Here is a 17,686-nt window from a genome sequence, read left to right as displayed (position 1 = left end):
TACAGGGGGGTATGGTGGCAGGGCCGGTCAGGTCAGTGGCGGCACCGCATCCTCGTAAATCGCCAGACAGGCATCAACCACCCTGGGGTCCAGCTTCTGCCCGCGCATCCGGCGGATTTCCGCAAGGGCGGCATGCAGGCCCAGCGACGGGCGGTAGGGCCGGGGAGACGACATGGACTCAACAATATCGGCGACCGTCATGATCCGGGCTTCCAGCATGATCTCGTCCCCGCTCAGGCCGCAGGGATAGCCGGATCCGTCGAGATATTCGTGATGCTGGTAGACCATTTCCGCCACCGGCCATGGCAGATCGAGGGTGCGCAGGATGTCGTATCCGACCGTCGGATGGGTCTTGATCAGGTTGAATTCGATATCGGACAGCCGTCCCGGTTTGGCCAGAATCCGTAATGGAATCTGGATTTTGCCGATGTCGTGCACGGTGGCGGCCAGCCGCAGCCCTTCGATGCGGAACGGGTCAAGGCCGAGACGGGTGGCGATGGCAACCGCAATCGCCGCCACCTGCCGCTCATGCCCGGCGGTATAAGGGTCGCGTGATTCCAGGGCGGCGGACAGGGCCTCGATGGTCTGGCGCATCGCCCGGTGCAGCGCCGGTTCCGGCCCGGTGGCCGCCGGGGTGCCCGGGGGGGCGCTGTGCGGCGGCGGCGGGGGTACCATGGTCTGCGGCAGCAGGTCGGGCAGGGGCACCGGTTGCGGCACGTCGTTTTTTTCCGGGGCACCCGACAGGCTGGGGAAGCGGTATTCCTCGACGGTCACCAGCCGCAGGCAGGCGGTGACCACATCCGGGTCCAGCACCTTTCCGGCCTGCGTGCGGATGATTTCCAGCGCCTCCACCCACGGCATCGCCGGGCGGAACGGGCGGTGGGAGCTTAAGGATTCCAGCATGTCGGCGACCCGCAGGATCCGGGCCTCCAGCAGGATCGCCGATCCGCGCAGCCCGTGGGGATAGCCGCTTCCGTCGAAGTTTTCATGATGCTGGCGGACGATGTCGGCCACCGGCCACGGAAAATCAATGCCGCCGAGGATTTCCGCCCCGACTTCGGGGTGCTGGCGGATGAAGGCGAATTCCAGTGGCCCCAGTTTGCGCGGGCTGAGCAGGATTTCTGACGGAATCCGCGCCTGCCCGATGTCGTGGGCGCGGGCGGCGACCTCCAGCCCTTCCAGCTGCGGGCGCGACAGCCCCATGGTCCGGCCAAGGGCAACGCACAGGTCGGCCACCCGGGATTCATGCCCGGCGGTATAGGGGTCGGTATGCTGGGTGCTGGTGCTGAAGGCGTTGATGGTCTGGTGCATCATCGCCCCCAGCCGCTCCAGCGCCCCGTCCAGCGCCTCGCCGATCCGGCCCGGCTCATCCTCGCCCCGCACATTGCTGCGGGCCAGCAGGTCGCCCTGCCCGAAGGCCCGGGCGGCGTTGACGATCAGCCCGGCCCGCCGCACCACCGAGGTGCCGAGGGTCAGCCACAGCAGCACCGCCAGCGTGATCACCGCCGCCATCCGGATCGCCGCCTCGCGGATCAGTCCGTTCAGCAGCAGATGATGGCGGCCGTCGGTGGTTTCATGCTGCACGTAGGTGTAGCACAACGGGGTCCGCAGGGTGCCGGGGGTCAGGATGCACACCGGGGTGATGCCGGTGATGGTGTCCGCTCCGGTGATAATCTGCACCACGCTCCCCGCAGTGCCCCCTACGGTGCCCCCCGCAGCGTTGGACTGCGGCGGCTGTCCCGGCGGGGGTTGCAGGATGTTTCCGGCGGCGGTCCAGCCTGACAGACCATACCCGTTGCGGACATCGGCCCAGCCCAGCCCGATCTGTTCGCGGCGGCTGGCGGCGATCACCCGGCCCTCGGGGCCGATGATGGCGGCCTGTACGTCTTCGTCCCGGACCGACAGCATCGACAGCATCCACTGGGCGTCATCGCTGCGCCCTTCGGACAGGAAGCGTTCCAGCAGGCCATCCACCCGGTACAGGGCAATGCGGATGGCGCGGTCGGCCTCCTGTTCCACCTGCGGGCCGATGCGCAGGCCATCCAGACCGGTCTTGACCAGTTCTCCGCCCAGACCCAGCAACAGCAGGATCAGGACAATGCGGGCGCGGATCGACAGGGTCAGCGTCATGGGGGGGATCCTCCGGCCACCGTGCCGTCGGCGGGGGCCCATGGCAGGATCGCCAGAGTGGGGAAGCGGGTGCCGTGCCCGGTCAGGCGGGCCTGAGTCATCACCGCCCACAGGTCCGACGCCTGCCGCCCCAGCGCCGGGACCACCCCGTTCAGATAGGCGGCCTGATCGGCGGGCAGCGGAAAACGGATACCCGTCAGGGCCTGCCGCAGGTCCGGCACCGACAGGCCCTGACGGCGGGCGGAGACCGCCAGCGCCGCATCATCGCCGGACTGGAGGTGGCTGACCCCGCTCACCCACGCCCGGCGCAGGGCGGCGGTGATCTCCGGGGTTGCCCGTTCCGTGCGGACCACAAGCACATCGACAATCTCGCCGGGCAGGGCGGCGGAGGTGAACACCGGGCGGGCCAGCCCGTTCATGCGGCTGATGAACGGCTCGTAGGTGACGACGGCGTCGAGGGTCCGGGTTTCAAGGGCTTCGGCATGGGCATCGGGCTGGGCAACGGTCAGGTGGACATCCGCCAGCTCCAGCGCGTGGTGGCTGAGAAACCGGCTGAGGACATAGGCCCCGACGGCGGTCCCTTCATAGCCGATACGCAGACCGCGGAGCGGGGTGTTATCTGTCAGGTCGGACCGCAGCAGAACAGCATCAGCCCCGGCGGAGACATCGGCCACCGCCACCACCGTCAGCGGCAGTCCCGAGGCGGCGAGGGTCAGGGCTTCATCAAGGGTCAGGGTTGCGGCATCGGCGGCCCCATGCTGAAGGGCGCGGATCACTTCCGTGGTGGAGGGCAGGGTTGCCAGCCGGATCAACCCGGTGTCCAGAGTGCCGTGGTCATTGGCCAGCAGCAGCGGCTCATAGCCCAGCCATTGGTTACAGGCGACCTTGACCGGGGGGGCCGGTGACTGGAGGTGGCTGGACAGCAGATACAGCCCCGCCCCGGCCAGAGCGGCCAGTGTCAACAGGGCCAGGCCCCGGAGGTGGCGGCAGAAGTCGCACACGGTCGCGGCGTCCTGTCAGAAGGGAAAACAAAACGATAAACGCATGACCTGCGTTCAATCTTGATAAGAGATTTCTGATTTTTAGCCTAGAGACTTTTCCGGGGAATACGGCGGCGGTTCCTCAACGGCGGCGCTCGGCCACCCCGGCGGTCAGGGCTGCCGTCCCCGGCCCCGCTGGCAGACAGCGGGGCCGGGGCAGGAAAGCCTCACCTCAGTCCATCGACCGTGACAGACGGTCCAGACCATCCAGCACGTCGTGGCTGGCGGCGTTCATGGCTTCCAGCGCTTCAAGGGCCTGTTCGGGGTTTCCGGCGTGGTGCGCGTCCAGCGCCGCCTTGGCGGCGGCATGGACCCGGGTATGCGGTTCCTCGATGGCCCGGAACAGCGGGGTGCCGACAATCCGGCTGTCCTGCACGGTGTCGTACCATTTGCCCAGACGGCACTGGTGGTGGTCCGGCACCGCATGGCTGTGCCAGTCACCATGGCCCATCAGCACGTCGATCACCCGCTTCTTGAACAGGATGTGGTCAATCTTGGCGATTTCGCACAGGCCGCGCGAGGAGCCCTCGACGAACCAGTCCTTGGCATTGGCGGCGACCAGATCGTTGCTGGCCTGAATGCTGCTGGATACCTGGCCGACCATTTCGGCATTGCGGCGGGCGTAATCGGCGACGGCGGCGATGTTTTCGGCAATCTCGCCGGTGGCGGCCTGCTGCTGGCCGAGGATGGTGGAGATATCCACCACCTTCTGGCTGACCGTTGTCACCTGCTGCGAAATGCCGGTCATGGTATCGCGGATGGTGTCGATCGCCGACTGGCCGGTGGCGACCGCCCCGGTGGAGCGGCCCATCGCCTCGCGGATGTCACTCATCCCGGCGTGCAGGGCGTGCACCTTCTGGGTGATGTCCTCGGTGGCGCGGGCGGTCTGGTTGGCCAGCGTCTTCACTTCATTGGCCACCACGGCGAAGCCTTTACCGGCATCTCCGGCGCGGGCGGCCTCGATGGTGGCGTTCAGGGCCAGCAGGTTGGTCTTGCTGGCGATGGATTCGATGGTGCCAAGGATCTGGCCGATCTGCTCGGCGGCGGTGGCCAGACCGGCCACCGATTCCGCCGTCACCTCCACGGCGCGGGAGATGTCGTCGATGGCGGTCAGGGCACTCTGGGTGCTGACCACCGCTTCGGCCACGGTCTGGTCGGCCTGTGCCGCTTCCTGCGAGGCCTGATCGCTGTTGCGGGCGATTTCCTCGGCGCTGCTGACCAGTTCCTGCGCGGCGGAGGCAATGGTTTCCCCGGAGTGGCGGGTGATGCTGGAATTGCGGATCAGTCCGGCCAGCACGGCGGTGCACCTGCGCGGTGACCTGCGCCATCATCCGCAGCATCTGAATCGACTTTTCCCGGCGGGCCTTGGCCTCCTGACTGGTGCTGACGGTGCTGCTGTAGGCCTGCTGGGCACAGATCACGTCGGCGGTGGCTGCCCGGTGCAGGGCGGACAGGGTGCGGCTCAGACGGGCGGAGCGCAGATGCACCCCGGCCGTGGCCCGGTCGGTCAGGCCATCCAGAATCAGGCCCTGCATCATCTGGTTCCAGCTGGCGTCCAGCCCGATCTCCGCCTGTAGGCCCCCCAGCCGGGCCGAGGTTTCGGCGCAGGCGGCGGGGGCGGTGCCGGACAGCAGGGCTTCCCAGTGTTCCACCCGGCCGGTCAGCAGGTCGCGCAGGCGCGGGTCGGCAAGGATCGGGCGCAGTTCCGCCACGGTTCCCAGAGACTGAAGGACCCCGGTGATGACCGTGCTGCCCGCGCTGCGGCACAGGGCCAGCGCATCGGCGCGGCCGGCCGGATCCATATCGTTCATGAGAACGGCCACCGCCTGCTGTGCCGACGGTGAAAAGACCGATGTATCCACGTTTAAGACCTTCCCCTCATTTACAATACCGGCCCGGCCCCGGTGCCAGCAGGGCCCCCTTGTCCGGGCAGAGATGATTCCGCTTATCTGCGGTTGCGCCCCCGGTTACGGTATAAAGGCATTGTAATGTGTCTGAGGCGACAAAAGGTATCCCCCGGAAGCACTATGCCCTTATGCGTGGATTCTACCGCCTTCCGCGTTTCGCGAAAGCAATTATTCCCGTTTAGGTTCCGCAGAAGGTCTGGTAAACGCGTTCCTGCGGCTGAGGCGGCAGGGTATAGGCCACATGCTCCGGCGCATCCTGATACGGAGTCGCCAGTGCCGCCAGCAGACGGTGTAACGGGCGAAGGTCCCCACTGTCGGTTGCTGCGGTCAGGGCGGCTTCCACCTGATGGTTGCGGGGGATCCGCCGGGGATTGGCGGCGGCCATGCGGTCGGCCTGATCCGGGGCGGCCGGAGCAGTGGCCCAGTCCGCATACCAGCGGGTCAGGGCCGGGGTGAGGAACGGGCAGGCCGGGACTGTTGCGGCTCCGGTCTGCCGCCGCTGCCGGGCGGCATCGGTCAGCGCGGCGAAGGTGTTGGTGTAATCAGCCTCATCGGCCTGCATCGCCTCCAGCCCGGCGGTGATCAGGCGACGCGGGGCATCGGCGGGCAGGCCGAACTTATCGGCCAGTGTGGCCTGCCAGTGGCGGTCAAACCGCTCCGGCAGACTGTCGAACAGCGCATGCACCCACTCCAGCCCGGTTCCGTCGGCAACCGCGTGTGGCGGGGCCAGTACCGGCAGCAGGGTTTCTGCCAGCCGCGCCAGATTCCAGCGGGCGATCGCCGGTTGGTTGCCGAAGGCGTAGCGGCCACCGCGGTCGATGGAGCTGAACACCGTCGCCGGGTCGTAAGCATCGAGAAAGGCACAGGGGCCGTAATCAATGGTCTCTCCCGACAGGGTCATGTTGTCGGTGTTCATCACCCCATGGATGAAGCCGACCCGCAGCCAGTGGGTGATCAGGCTGCACTGGCGGTCAATCACCGCCTCCAGCAGGGCGCGGGCGGCCTCTGCCACCGGCGCGTCCGCCGCAACGGTGCCGGGGTAGTGGCGGGCCAGTGTATAGCGGATCAGGGACTCCAGCGTGTGGCGGTCGGTGTGGGCGGCGGCAAACTCGAAGGTGCCGACCCGGATGTGGCTGGCGGCGGTGCGGACCAGCACCGCCCCCGGCAGCACATCGTCGCGCAGCACCGCCTCGCCGGTGGTGGTCACCGCCAGACTGCGGGTGGTGGGGATGCGCAGGGCGTGCATCGCTTCTGAAAGGATAAATTCCCGCAGCATCGGCCCAAGGGCGGCGCGGCCATCCCCCCGGCGGGAGAACGGGGTGCGGCCCGATCCCTTCAGCTGGAGATCCACCCGCTGGCCGTCCGGGGTCAGGTGTTCCCCCAGCAGGATCGCCCGTCCGTCGCCCAGCAGGGTGAAGTGGCCGAACTGATGCCCGGCGTAGGCCTGTGCCAGCGGGGTTGCCCCCGGTGGCAGGCTGGTACCCGACAGCAGCCGCGCCAGATCCGGCTCCGGCAGGGCGGACAGGTCCAGCCCCAGTGCCTCGGCCAGCGGCTGATTGAACAGGGCCATGTGCGGATCACGCACCGGCAGCGGTGCCTGCCGCACATACAGCCGTTCCGGCAGGGACAGATAGGTGGTGTCAAACCGCCAGCCGCCGGGAGAGGGCAGCGGGCCGGGAACCGGGAGACCGGAAGACGGGAGAGGTGGGGAGGCAGGCATTCGGCGGCAATCCGGCAGCGGCGGGGGAAAGGCTGTATATTGGAATGATTCCGGGGAATGTCCACTCCCGGGCTGCTGTCCGTCTGCGGCCATCTGGACAGGGCAGGGGGGAGGAGGCAGGGCAGCCAATGTGAAATAATTCTGATGAAAAGCTCTGATCGGATTTGCTTTTTCCTATCGGACTTAGGTGGTAGACTGCCGCCAATACCGACAATGGGCCTATGCGCGGTTGTCTCTGTCGGTTCATAACACCCGGGCGGGGGCCACAGGAGGCTGACAGGCAGGAGGAATCCGTCTGGGCAGCCGCGACGTTCTGGCTGCGGCTGGCGATCTGCCGGACGGAGCCGGGCGGCAGAGGAACCATGATGGCCGCACCGGTTGTGTTTTCTGGGGCATCCCTTCTTTCAGCCGTTCTCTGGCTGGCGGGTTATACCGCTGCCGGATACGCCGGGCTTGCCCTGACCACACTGCCGGGCACATGGCTGACGCTGGTGTGGCTGCCGTCCGGCATCGGGCTGGCGGCGGTCTGGGCACTGGGTGCCCGCATTGGCCTGCCGCTGGTGGCGCTGGGCTCGCTGCTGATCAATGCCAGCGGCATCTTTGCCGCCCGTCCGCCTGCGGTCAGCGTGCCGGAAGCCCTGCTGCTGCTGGTGGCGGTGGCGGCGTTGGATACGGTGCAGACGGCGGTGGCCGCCCGGCTGTGGGGGCTGTGCGGGCCATCCGGCCTGCGGGGGGACCCCCGGCAGACGGCTCCGCTGCCGTCCTCAGGATCCTGCCTGACATGGTCCCTGCCGATTTACGGGCGGTTTGCGCTGGCGGCCCTTGCCGGTCCGGCCCTGACCTGCTGGGCGCTGGTTCTGCTGGCCCACGCCAGCGGCTATGCCCCGGCGGCGGATACGGCGGGGCTGCTGTCGGAAACCGTGATGCTCACGGTGGCTGATGCGCTGGGGATTGTGCTGGTGGTTCCGGCCCTGGCCGGGCTGCTGCGTGGACTGGCATCGGCCCGTGGGCATTGGGCGCTGGGGGAGGATGTCGGTTCGGCGCTGGGCTATGGGCTGCTGGCGCTGGTGCCGGTCGGGCTGGCGCTGGAAGTGCCGGAGGCACTGGCCCTGCTGGCACCGATGGTGGCGCTGGCGCTGCTGCGGCACCGTCTGCTGGGGGTGGCGCTGGCCAGTCTTTTCGCGGCCCTGTCGGTGATGGTGCTGGCGGTGCATGGGGTGTTTCCCGGCGATGGCGATGCCGATGTCTCCCTTGACCGGCTGAACCTGATTATTCTCTGTCTGACCCTGACTCTGTTGCTGCTGGGGGTGGCGTGCGAGCAGATGCATCAGGAACGCCAGCTTCTGGCTGACCGGGTGGCCCTGCGGACCCATGAACTGTCCGAGGCGCTGGCCATGGCCGAACGGATGGGGCAGACCGATCTGCTGACCGGTCTGGGCAACCGCCGGGCCCTACAGGACTGCCTGATGCACGAGGCGGCGGTGGCGTCCCGCCGCCCCGGCGGCGAGGATCCGGATCTGTCGTTGGTGGTGGTCAATCTGGATGGCTTCCGCCGCCTGAATGAGCAGTACGGGGCGGCGCTGGGCGACCGGGTTCTGGTGGCGGCGGCCGAGGCCCTGTCGCACCTGTGCCGGGGCACTGATACCCTGTTCCGCAGCAGTGCCGGGGAATTCACGCTGGTCTGCCGCTCGACGCCGGAAGACGGGGCGGCGGTGCTGGCGCGCAAGCTGGCGGCGGCGGTGTCGGCGTTGTCCCTGCCGGTGCAGGAACCCCGGGCCGAGAGTGATCTTCCGGCGTTTCTGGCCGGGCTGACCGGGGCCACCGACCTGACGGTTCCGCAGGGGGAGCGGATCCGCCTGAGTGCCTGCTTCGGGATTGCTGCCCTGCGCTCCGGCGAGGACTGGGAGCACTGGCAGCGCCGGGCGGATGAGGCGCTTCAGGAGGCGCGGTCCGAAGGCGTCGGTCGGATCCGGACCGGTTAAGAGGGGGGGGAGCCCCTTGTCTGTTTAGCCCCTCAGACGCCGGGCGCGGGCGTCCGCCCGCTTGGCTTACGTGCCCACGCGGGCACGGACCCTCAATGGGCCAGTCGCTGCGCTCCGCTTTGTTTATTGGCCCCTCAGACGCCGGGCGCGGGCGTCCGCCCGCTTGGCTTACGTGCCCACGCGGGCACGGGCCCTCAATGGGCCAGTCGCTGCGCTCCGCTTTGTTTTTTGGTCCCTCAATCGCCGGGCGCGGGCGTCCGCCCGCTTGGCTTACGGGCCCACGCGGGCACGGGCCCTCAACGCGCCAGTCAGGCCGTTGGCCTTCCGTCCTGTTTTGCTCTTCTCAGGGCTTAAGGTCCACCGAGCGGACCGACAGGGTGATCTCCGGGCCGCCGGTATCGGCAGAGCCGCCGGGGGCCGCAATTTCCGGCAGCACCACGGTCAGGGTCTGGCGATAGGCCGGGGGCGACAGGGTAAACACCACGTCCGTCTCGGTGCTTGAGCGGGCGGTGGCCTGCACGGTTTCTCCCTGTGGGGTCCGGTGGCTGTAACTGCGGCTGCTGACGGCGCTGATCCGGACCGTGACGTCATAGGTGCCGCTGTGCAGCCGGGCCGTCGGGCGGGCGGACAACGTGACCGGCGCGGACAGAACGGCCGTTTTCAGGGACAGGCTGTCCGGCGGGCCGGGCTGGCTGTTCCAGTGTGCCGGGGCCGACAGGCTGAACAGCGCCGCTGCGCCGTCGGGGGCCCGCAGGGCCTGATCAAGGGCTGCACTTTCCTCAACCACACGGGTGTCATGTCGGCCGGGGCTTCTGGCGGCAAGGGCACGGGCCTGCCGCAGATCGGTGGCCGAGCCGCCCAGACGCAGCGCGGACAGCCAGCCATCAAGAGACTGGAGCTGCCGCAGGGCGTTCAGGCCCTGCGTCTTCTGGTCGGGGGTCAGGGGCAGCACCCGCAGCACCCGCCGCAGTTCGCCGGTGGCGCCGGGGCGGTTCAGGGCCTGCCGCAGGGCGGCATCGGTCACCGCCAGCCGGTCCGGTTCCGGGGCAGAGGGATAGGTGTGCAGGAAGGCGGCGGCGCTGTCTCCCCCGCCGAGGGCGGCAGTCCGGTCGGCGGAATAGCCAAGGGCCAGCAGCGGGATCACCCGGCGGGCGGCTTCCACCAGCGGCGGAGCCGGGGGCCGGACGGTGGCGGCTTCCGCCGGGGCGGCGGACGGGGAGCCGGTCAGTGAGCCAAGGCCGGAGACCGCCTGCTGCATCTGGCTGAGGGTGGTGTCGGTCAGCCGGATCAGGGGATCGCGGGCATCGGACAGCGCCAGTGTTGAGGTTCCTTCGGTTGCCCGGCTGTGCCACAGGCGGGCGTCACACAGGCCCGCCAGCGGGGCGGCAGCGGCGGACGGGGCCGGTGTCAGGCGCAGGCAGTCCAGCGTGTGGGCGTTGACCTGTTCCGCAAGGAACGGCTCCAGCGCCGTTCCGGGGTCGGTGGTGACCCGGCGGATGGCGGTCGGCAGGCCGCCGCTGTCGCGGTCGTAGACAACAAAAATATCCCCGCCGCCGAAAAAACCGGTGACGTCGGCACTGCGGGCAGGGGCCGGAACGGATGCCGCCGCCGGAGGTGTCGGGGCCGGGCCGGAGCAGCCGGTCAGGGCGGCAAGAACCGGGGCCAGCAGCAGGCCGGTCAGGGCATGGCGGAACGGGGTCGGGCGCGGATCAGTCATCATGGCCACCAGTGTACGGGGGCGGCAGCGGGGAGAAAACCGCCGTTTTCCGGGCAGGCCCTGTTCCGGGGCGGTTGGACAGCTCTTTCTGAACGGCGGCGGTCTTCCGGCGCGGATTTGTCGCCACAACCGGCGTAAAAAAGTGGAAAAGTCAGCCGGAATCCGGAAATAGTCTTGACCGCGCCGCATGAGTACACCATGAATCCCAGCGATTTATCCTCGCGCGAGTCTTTGTTTTTCTTCGGAGCTGTAATGTCAAAAGAAGATGTGATCGAGTTTCAGGGCACCGTAACGGAACTGCTGCCCAACGCCATGTTCCGCGTCAAGCTTGATAATGATCACGAAATCCTCGCCCACACCTCCGGCAAGATGCGCAAGAACCGCATCCGCGTGCTGGCCGGTGACCGCGTGACCGTCGAAATGACCCCCTACGACCTGACCAAGGGCCGTATCACCTTCCGCTTCAAGTAAGACCGGGGTGTCATGACCGCGTCGGCTGATTTGGTGCTGGCTTCGGCCTCGCCGCGCCGTCTGGATCTGCTGGCGCAGATCGGCATCGTTCCGGCGCGGGTCGATCCCGCCGATATCGACGAAACTCCGCTGAAGGACGAGACGCCGCGCGCTCATGCGCTGCGTCTGGCCTGTGCGAAAGCCCGGGCGGTGGCGGACCGCCAGCCCGGTGCCTTTGTGCTGGCGGCGGATACCGTGGTTGCCTGTGGCACCCGGATCCTGCCAAAAGCGGAAGATGAGCAGACCGCCCGCCGGTGTCTGGCCCGCCTGCAAGGGCGGCGGCACCGGGTCTACGGCGGCGTCTGCCTGATTGCCCCCGATGGCCGTCAGGTGTCGCGGGTGGTGCAGACCGTGGTCACCTTCGCCCCGCTGTCAGAACAGCAGCAGCGCGCCTTTCTGGCCGCAGGGGACTGGCACGGCAAGGCCGGGGGCTATGCCATTCAGGGGCTGGCGGCAGCCTTTGTGACCAACCTCAACGGATCTTATTCCAACGTGGTCGGCCTGCCGCTGCACGAAACCGCCAACCTGCTGGCCGGGTTGGGCTATCCGGTTCTGCGCTGAGAGTCTCCCTTCCCGGATTTACAGTCCGCGCTTCTCCCTTCAGGGGTATTGCGTGTGGTGGAAAACACCCTAGGATGTGATCTTTCAGATTGTAATCCTTGGGGGAGCTTATGAAAAACGCTGTTCTGGCTGTTGCGCTGGCCTTTGCCGTTGCCGGTTGCTCAACGATGCAGCCGCCGCGCTATGCCCCGTCAGCCGACAACATCGTCAAGCTGCGGGAGTTTACCGGGAGTAAGGTGACCGTGTCGTCGCTGAAGATGGCCGCCACCTACGATTCCGGATGCCGCATGATGGGGCCGATTGAGCCCGCGGATGGTTTGAGCATCCCTGATTTCATCGCCAAGGCGCTGAATGACGAGCTGAAAATGGCGGGCGTGTATGCGGCGGGCGGGCGCACCCTGAGTGGCTCTGTTGACCGTGTGCTGTTCTCTTCCAGTTCCGGTCTGGTCAATGGCTACTGGGATCTGGCCGTGACGCTGCAATCGGATAATGGGCGCACCCTGTCCGCCGCCAGTCTTTATAATTTCAAAAGTGGTTTTGATGCGGCAACGGCCTGCAATGCCACCGCCGATGCGCTGTCGTCTGCGGTGCAGGACCTGATCAAGGTCATCGTGAACGATCCGGCTTTTCCGGCTCTGTTGCAGTAAGGCGGTCATTTTGTGTGTGTGGGGGGGGCTCAGGCGCTGCGCGGCCCCCACAGGATAACAGCGGTGCCGGTCAGGCACAGGGCCGCCCCGGCCAGATCCCAGCGGTCCGGGCGGCTGCCTTCCATGCCCCACATCCACAGCAGCGATGCGAGAATGTAGAGTCCGCCGTAGGCCGCATAGGCGCGCCCGGCGAAGTCGGCCTCCACCCGGGTCAGCACCCAGGCGAACAGGGCCAGACAGGCCGCCCCGGGGATCAGCCACAGGGCGCTGCGGTCCAGCCGCAGCCACGCCCACACCGCAAAGCACCCCCCGATTTCGGCGGCGGCGGCGATCAGGTACAGGCCGAGTGTGGTCATGCTGGTCTCCGGCGCAGAGTGCGCTATGGTAGGCACCGTTCCGCCCTGCTGACCGGAGTATTCCCGATGCCCCCGTTGCCCGCCACCGCTTTTGTTCCGGACCGCGCCCTGCTCAGCCGCAGTCCGGGGGAAACCCGGGTGGCCCTGCTGCGCGGCGACACCCTGCTGGAGCTGCACCTGTTCCGCGACTGTCGCCCCGGCAGCGGCGATTGCCTGTGGGGGCGGGTGCTGTCGCGCCTGCCGGGGGCGGCGCTGATTGACATCGGGGCGGCTGAACCGGCGTTTCTGCCCAGCGAGGACATGCCCGGCAATGCGATTCCGCCGTCCGGCCAGCGGGTGCTGGTGCAGGTGGTGCAGGAGCCGCGCCATGGTAAGGGTGCCAAGGTCAGCGGCCGGATTTCCGTCACCGGGCCGCTGCTGGCCTATACGCCGATGCGCGGCGGGGTCAGCCTGTCGTCGAAGATTGTTGATAAGGCCACCCGCAGCCGGTTGCAGGACTGGGGGCGGCGGGCGCTGGCCGGGGATGAGGGGGTGGTGCTGCGCACGCAGGCAACCACGGCCCCGGAGGCGGCGCTGGAGGCGGAACTGCGTCTGGCCCGGCAGCGCTGGGACACCCTCCAGACGCAGGGGGAGCGCCCGTTGCCGCTGGCGCAGGCCCTACAGGGGCGGCGGGTGGACGAGGTGCTGTGTGATGGTCGCGATGCGGTGCGGCAGGCCCGTCTGGCCCGGCCCGACCTGACAGAGGTGATCGTGGCGGCCAAGGTGGCGGACCTGTTTTCCTCCGCCGGACTTGATGAGGAGATTGAGGGGCTTCTGGCCCCGATGGTGCCGCTGCCGGGGGGCGGGGCGGTGCATATTCAGGCGACGGCGGCCCTGACCGCCATTGATGTGGATGCCGGGCCGCTGAAGCCGGAAGAGGCCAACCGGCTGGCGGTGGCGGAAATTGCCCGCCAGATTCGGCTGCGGGCATTGGCGGGCATGATCGTGATTGATTTTGTCGCCCCCCGGCGCGATGTCTTCACCGCCAAAAAGGCGCTGGCGCAGGATCTGCGGCAGGCCCTGAGTGCGGACCCGGTGCCGGTGCAGGTTCTGGGGGTGTCGGCCTTGGGGCTGGTGGAGCTGCGCCGCGACCGTCTGCGCCCGCCGTTGGCCGATCTGATGCTGGCCCCGGCGGCTCCGGCCCCGCTGCCGGAGGCGGTGGCGCTGGCGGCCCTGCACCGGGCGGTGCGCATGGGGCTGTCGATGCCGGGGCGCTGGCCGCGCCTGCGGGCCTCGGCGGCGGTGGCGGGGCTTCTGGATGGCCCGCTGCGCCCGGCCCGGCAGGAGGCCGAAGCCACCCTCGGTGGCCCGCTGGGGCTGGAGGTGGTGGCCGGGGCCGCCCCCGGTTGGGTTGATGTGGGATATGTGTGACGCAGGAGAGTGACCGATGACCGATGACAGTCCCCCCCGTCCGGATGCGGTGCGCGTTGGCGGGCCTGCCTGCCCGACCTGCGGCGGCCCGGTGACTCCGCGCCACCGCCCGTTTTGCTCCCGCCGCTGTGCCGATGTGGACCTGCACCGCTGGCTGGGCGAGGTCTACCGCGTGCCGACCAACGAACCGGAAATGCCAGTCGGGCTGGAGGATGAATAAACCGTTGTAAATCAGTGTGTTGGTGGAGGTTTATGGCAATCTGGACCCGATGTCTGCAAAAAAAATGAAAAAAGCGCTGGACAGGGGGGGGAGAGTATCATAAAAAGCGGCTCCCGACGCTGAGGCGCTGAACTGAAAAGCGCTGAAGACTGAAGGGGATAGATGCCGCAGCAGCGCACCGAACCAAGGGTGACAGACGCAGTTGCAAGGCCAGATGCCCGGGTAGCTCAGTTGGTAGAGCATGCGACTGAAAATCGCAGTGTCGCTGGTTCGATTCCGGCCCCGGGCACCATCAAGGCCTCGACGTTACTGCGTCGGGGCCTTGTCCTTTCCCGCCGAAGCCGACCCGGTCAATCCGGGATGGTGAAGGCAGACAGAAAAGCCTGTTCCGGCGCACCGCACCAAAGGTGACTTCCGCTGTTGCAGCATAAAATGCCCGGGTAGCTCAGTTGGTAGAGCATGCGACTGAAAATCGCAGTGTCGCTGGTTCGATTCCGGCCCCGGGCACCATTATAAACCCCTGAAAGGGAAACCTTTCGGGGGTTTTCCATATGCGGGTGACGGAACCGGGCAGGAGGCCGCCGGTGGTGTGGCGGCGCTGCCATGACCCACCGGACAGCGCATGCGTATCAGCAGCCTCGCTTTTTCAGTCAGGGATTATCATTCTGGCAGGGATTGTAATTCCGGCGGAACCTATCACTCTGACGGTCATAACAACAGGGGAGGAACAGCCAATGCTGTACGTTGCGCAGGGGGCGGTGCTGCTGGTGGCGCTGCTGCACCTTTATATCATGCTGCTGGAAATGCTGTGGTGGGATACCCCACGCGGGCGGCGGGCCTTCCGGCTGGAGCCTGCCTTTGCTGCCAGCACCAAGGTTCTGGCCGCCAATCAGGGCCTGTATAACGGCTTTCTCGCCGCCGGGCTGCTGTGGGGCCTGTGGCTGGCCGGGCAGGGGCAGCCCTATCGCGGGGTGGAGACGTTCTTTCTGCTGTGTGTGGCGGTGGCCGGAGTGTTCGGCGCGGTGACGGCGGCGCGGAAGATCCTGTTCATCCAGACCGTTCCGGCGGCGCTGGCGCTGGCGTTGGTGTGGCTGGGGGCCTGAACCCCGGTTATAGGCGGTAAACCGGCGTTATAGATCAACAGGTTGGCACTGCCGGTGGATAGACGGGGCCGGGCTGGGCAGGCAGGGTCCGGGGCGTTACATCTTCCCCGCTCTCATCTCTGGAGACTGTCCATGCGTACTCTGTTCGCCGCCGCCGTTGTCGCCGCTCTGACCCTGACCGCCGCCCCGCAGGCCTTTGCCTCCGGCGTCACGCTGACCCCGGAGACCGAAGCGGCGATCCGCACCAAGCTGACCGCCGAAGGCTATGACGTCAGCAAGATCAAGACCGAGGACGGGCTGTATGAAGCCTATGTCCGCACCAAGGACGGTAAGAAGCAGGAACTGTTCCTTGACCAGACCCTGACCGTGGTCCGCACCAAAACCCAGAACTAAGGGCGAGTCCCGGCTCCACACCCCCCGCTCCGGCCGGAGCGGGGGGCTTTGGTCAGGAAAGGAAGCCATGATGCGCCGCATCCGGGTGTGGGACCCGCTGGTCCGTCTGTTCCATTGGTCGCTGGTCGGGCTGTTTGCCGCCAACAGCCTGTTTGTTGATGATGAAAGCCGTCTGCATCACTGGGTCGGCTATGCCGTACTTGGGCTGGTGGCGGTGCGGGGGCTGTGGGGGCTGGTCGGCAGCCGCCATGCGCGGTTCTCTGACTTTCCGCCCAGTGTGTCAGCCTCGCTGGAACAGGTGTCCGATCTGGCGACCGGCCGCACGCCCCTGCATGTCGGCCATACGCCGCTGGGGGCGCTGATGATTTATAACCTGCTGCTGTGCCTGCTGGTGATCGGCGGGTCCGGCTGGCTGATGACCACCGATGCCTTCTGGGGCGTGGAGTGGCCGGAACAGGTGCATGAGGCGGCGGTGCTGTGGGCACAGATCTGCGTCGGCCTGCATGTGGCGGCGGTGCTGTGGGAAAGCCGCCGCACCGGCATCAATCTTCCCAAGGCGATGGTCACCGGGTACAAGGATGTCCCCCACGCCTGAACGGATTCGGAGGGCTTATGCCGTCCTCTCTGGTGTCGCACCGCTCTCTGCCCCTGCTGCTGCTGTGCCTTGTCGGGTTGCAGGTGGCCTGTGCCGTGTTCTTTTTCAGCGATGTGGTGTCCGATTATCTGGAAGACAGCACCGCCGCCGCGTCCCGTCTGCATCTGTATGTGGAGACGGCGGCGGCGGTGTCGCTGTTTGCCGCCATTGCGGTGGAGGCCCGGCTGCTGCTGTGGCTGCTGCGCCGGAAGGCCCATCTGGAACAGGCCGCCAGTGTCGCCTCGCAGGCGCTGCATGACGTGATCGAGGCCCACTGTGACCGCTGGCGGCTGACCCCGGCAGAGCGGGATATCACCCTGTTTCTGGTCAAGGGGCTGTCGATTGCCGAGATCGCTCAGGCCCGGGGCAATGCCGAGGGCACCGTCAAATCCCATCTGAATGCGATTTACCGCAAGTCCGGCACCAGTGGCCGGGGCGACCTGCTGAGTCTGCTGATTGACGGTCTGCTGACCCCGGTGGATCCGCCGGGGTAACCGCAGGGATCAGGCTTCGGACGGGAACGGAACCGCCAGATCCGCCGGGGTGTCGGCCCCGGCCCGTTCAATCCGGTCCCGGCCATTGCGCTTGGCGGTCAGCAGGGCGGTGTCGGCGCGGGTCAGGGTGGCGGTCACCGGGGTGCCGGGAATGTGTTCGGCCAGACCGGCGCTGGCGGTCACCGATCCGGTCGGATGGGGATAGGGCACCCGCACCCGGTTCAGCCGGTCCCTCACCCGTTCCACCACCTGTACGGCGGCATCCAGCGGGGTTTCCGGCAGCAGCAGCACAAATTCCTCGCCGCCCCAGCGCCCGGCACAGTCCTGATCCCGCAGCTCCGCCCCCATGGCATGGGCCAGCTCGATCAGCACGGAATCGCCGACGTCATGACCACAGGCATCATTGATGCGCTTGAAGTGGTCGATATCGATCATCACCACGGTAAAGCTGCGGTCATAGCGGTCCGCCCGTTCGGCCTCCGCCTTCAGGCGGTCGGTCAGCAGGCGGCGGTTGGGCAGGCGGGTCAGGCTGTCGTGGGTGGAGGCCTCGGTCAGGGCCACATTCAGGTCCCGCATCATCGACTGATAGCGGTCAGAGATCCGCGCCAGCTTTTCCAGCCGCCGCAGGTCGCGCTCCATCCGTTCCTGTAGGCCCAGCTCCCGCTCCCGCGCCATGCTCTGGAAGGCGTCGGAGACCCGGGCGATCCGGTCCAGCCGCCGGTCCAGATCGCGGTGGGTCTCCCACAGGTCCTCCAGCGCCTGCCGCAGCGGGTGGCCGTCATACACCGGATCGGCCAGCAGCTGACTGATCCGGGATTCAAGGGATGACGGCGGCGGAAAGGCGGAAGTCATGGCGGAGCCG

18 protein-coding genes, 2 tRNA genes and 1 pseudogene are annotated in these 17,686 nt (G+C 67.5%); 13 read left to right on the top strand and 8 right to left on the bottom strand.

The features are described from left to right. Nucleotides 1-27 precede the first annotated feature (27 nt). From FHS48_RS00665 to FHS48_RS20575, 4 genes and pseudogenes are all read right to left on the bottom strand, one after another. Nucleotides 28-2,130: an HD-GYP domain-containing protein gene (locus FHS48_RS00665; RefSeq protein ID WP_184260055.1), complete on the bottom strand. Its 2,103-nt coding sequence runs from the start codon at nucleotides 2,128-2,130 to the stop codon at nucleotides 28-30. Then, entirely contained in the window at nucleotides 2,127-3,131 is a 1,005-nt protein-coding gene (locus FHS48_RS00660) for an ABC transporter substrate-binding protein (RefSeq protein ID WP_184260052.1), read from the bottom strand. Before FHS48_RS00660 ends, FHS48_RS00665 begins: the two co-directional genes overlap by 4 nt. Nucleotides 3,132-3,342: 211 nt before the next feature. Beyond that, nucleotides 3,343-4,467, bottom strand: a complete 1,125-nt coding sequence (locus FHS48_RS00655; RefSeq protein ID WP_184260049.1) for a methyl-accepting chemotaxis protein — start codon at nucleotides 4,465-4,467, stop codon at nucleotides 3,343-3,345. A 154-nt stretch (nucleotides 4,468-4,621) separates the two neighbouring features. After that, nucleotides 4,622-4,822: pseudogene (locus FHS48_RS20575) on the bottom strand (globin family protein); the annotation flags it as partial. On the opposite strand from FHS48_RS20575, the gene FHS48_RS00650 reads away from it, so the two are divergent. Beyond that, the gene (locus tag FHS48_RS00650; protein WP_184261409.1) at nucleotides 4,814-5,014 is read left to right on the top strand and encodes a hypothetical protein; all 201 of its coding nucleotides are present in this window, start codon (nucleotides 4,814-4,816) and stop codon (nucleotides 5,012-5,014) included. The pseudogene FHS48_RS20575 and the gene FHS48_RS00650 sit on opposite strands and share 9 nt — an antisense overlap. Nucleotides 5,015-5,255: 241 nt before the next feature. Here FHS48_RS00650 and FHS48_RS00645 read toward each other — a convergent pair whose 3' ends face one another. Then, complete coding sequence (locus tag FHS48_RS00645; protein WP_184260046.1) at nucleotides 5,256-6,797, bottom strand: protein adenylyltransferase SelO; 1,542 nt, start codon at nucleotides 6,795-6,797, stop codon at nucleotides 5,256-5,258. Nucleotides 6,798-7,162: 365 nt separating this feature from the next. Here FHS48_RS00645 and FHS48_RS00640 point away from each other — a divergent pair, with 365 nt between their 5' ends. Continuing rightward, nucleotides 7,163-8,779 (top strand): GGDEF domain-containing protein, encoded by a 1,617-nt coding sequence (locus tag FHS48_RS00640; protein ID WP_184260043.1) that lies wholly within the window; start codon nucleotides 7,163-7,165, stop codon nucleotides 8,777-8,779. 343 nt (nucleotides 8,780-9,122) lie between these two features. Here FHS48_RS00640 and FHS48_RS00635 read toward each other — a convergent pair whose 3' ends face one another. Next, entirely contained in the window at nucleotides 9,123-10,496 is a 1,374-nt protein-coding gene (locus tag FHS48_RS00635) for a hypothetical protein (RefSeq protein WP_184260040.1), read from the bottom strand. Between the two features lie 252 nt (nucleotides 10,497-10,748). On the opposite strand from FHS48_RS00635, the gene infA reads away from it, so the two are divergent. The 3 genes from infA to FHS48_RS00620 all read left to right on the top strand — a co-directional run bounded on the left by infA (nucleotide 10,749) and on the right by FHS48_RS00620 (nucleotide 12,214). Further along, nucleotides 10,749-10,967 (top strand): translation initiation factor IF-1, encoded by a 219-nt coding sequence (gene infA / locus FHS48_RS00630; RefSeq protein ID WP_026345061.1) that lies wholly within the window; start codon nucleotides 10,749-10,751, stop codon nucleotides 10,965-10,967. Between the two features lie 12 nt (nucleotides 10,968-10,979). Further along, nucleotides 10,980-11,567 carry a Maf family protein gene (locus FHS48_RS00625; RefSeq protein WP_184260037.1) on the top strand — a complete coding sequence of 196 codons (588 nt, stop codon included), beginning with the start codon at nucleotides 10,980-10,982 and terminating at the stop codon, nucleotides 11,565-11,567. A gap of 110 nt (nucleotides 11,568-11,677) precedes the next feature. Then, complete coding sequence (locus FHS48_RS00620; protein ID WP_184260034.1) at nucleotides 11,678-12,214, top strand: hypothetical protein; 537 nt, start codon at nucleotides 11,678-11,680, stop codon at nucleotides 12,212-12,214. Between the two features lie 29 nt (nucleotides 12,215-12,243). Here the strand turns inward: FHS48_RS00620 and FHS48_RS00615 are convergent, their stop codons facing one another. Further along, nucleotides 12,244-12,570 carry a YnfA family protein gene (locus FHS48_RS00615; protein WP_184260031.1) on the bottom strand — a complete coding sequence of 109 codons (327 nt, stop codon included), beginning with the start codon at nucleotides 12,568-12,570 and terminating at the stop codon, nucleotides 12,244-12,246. Nucleotides 12,571-12,636: 66 nt separating this feature from the next. Here FHS48_RS00615 and FHS48_RS00610 point away from each other — a divergent pair, with 66 nt between their 5' ends. From FHS48_RS00610 to FHS48_RS00575, 8 genes are all read left to right on the top strand, one after another. Further along, entirely contained in the window at nucleotides 12,637-13,980 is a 1,344-nt protein-coding gene (locus FHS48_RS00610) for a ribonuclease E/G (protein ID WP_184260027.1), read from the top strand. Nucleotides 13,981-13,996: 16 nt separating this feature from the next. Further along, nucleotides 13,997-14,200: a DNA gyrase inhibitor YacG gene (locus FHS48_RS00605; RefSeq protein ID WP_184260024.1), complete on the top strand. Its 204-nt coding sequence runs from the start codon at nucleotides 13,997-13,999 to the stop codon at nucleotides 14,198-14,200. 216 nt (nucleotides 14,201-14,416) lie between these two features. After that, nucleotides 14,417-14,492 (top strand) — tRNA-Phe (locus FHS48_RS00600). Between the two features lie 142 nt (nucleotides 14,493-14,634). Next, a tRNA-Phe gene (locus FHS48_RS00595) sits at nucleotides 14,635-14,710 on the top strand. Nucleotides 14,711-14,934: 224 nt separating this feature from the next. Further along, nucleotides 14,935-15,303, top strand: a complete 369-nt coding sequence (locus tag FHS48_RS00590; protein WP_184260020.1) for a DUF1304 domain-containing protein — start codon at nucleotides 14,935-14,937, stop codon at nucleotides 15,301-15,303. 132 nt (nucleotides 15,304-15,435) lie between these two features. After that, nucleotides 15,436-15,696: a PepSY domain-containing protein gene (locus tag FHS48_RS00585; RefSeq protein WP_184260018.1), complete on the top strand. Its 261-nt coding sequence runs from the start codon at nucleotides 15,436-15,438 to the stop codon at nucleotides 15,694-15,696. Between the two features lie 67 nt (nucleotides 15,697-15,763). After that, a complete protein-coding gene (locus tag FHS48_RS00580; protein ID WP_260402276.1) occupies nucleotides 15,764-16,291 on the top strand; it encodes a cytochrome b/b6 domain-containing protein in 528 nt (175 codons plus the stop codon). Nucleotides 16,292-16,308: 17 nt separating this feature from the next. Then, complete coding sequence (locus tag FHS48_RS00575; protein WP_184260014.1) at nucleotides 16,309-16,824, top strand: helix-turn-helix transcriptional regulator; 516 nt, start codon at nucleotides 16,309-16,311, stop codon at nucleotides 16,822-16,824. A gap of 9 nt (nucleotides 16,825-16,833) precedes the next feature. Here FHS48_RS00575 and siaD read toward each other — a convergent pair whose 3' ends face one another. Next, nucleotides 16,834-17,676 carry a biofilm regulation diguanylate cyclase SiaD gene (siaD, locus tag FHS48_RS00570; RefSeq protein ID WP_184260011.1) on the bottom strand — a complete coding sequence of 281 codons (843 nt, stop codon included), beginning with the start codon at nucleotides 17,674-17,676 and terminating at the stop codon, nucleotides 16,834-16,836. Nucleotides 17,677-17,686: the final 10 nt, after the last annotated feature.

The sequence above is a fragment of the Novispirillum itersonii genome (genome assembly GCF_014205675.1).
Lineage (GTDB): Bacteria > Pseudomonadota > Alphaproteobacteria > Rhodospirillales > Rhodospirillaceae > Novispirillum > Novispirillum itersonii_A.
Note: the sequence above shows the minus strand (reverse complement) of the source record. Positions and strands in the feature narration are given on the sequence as shown.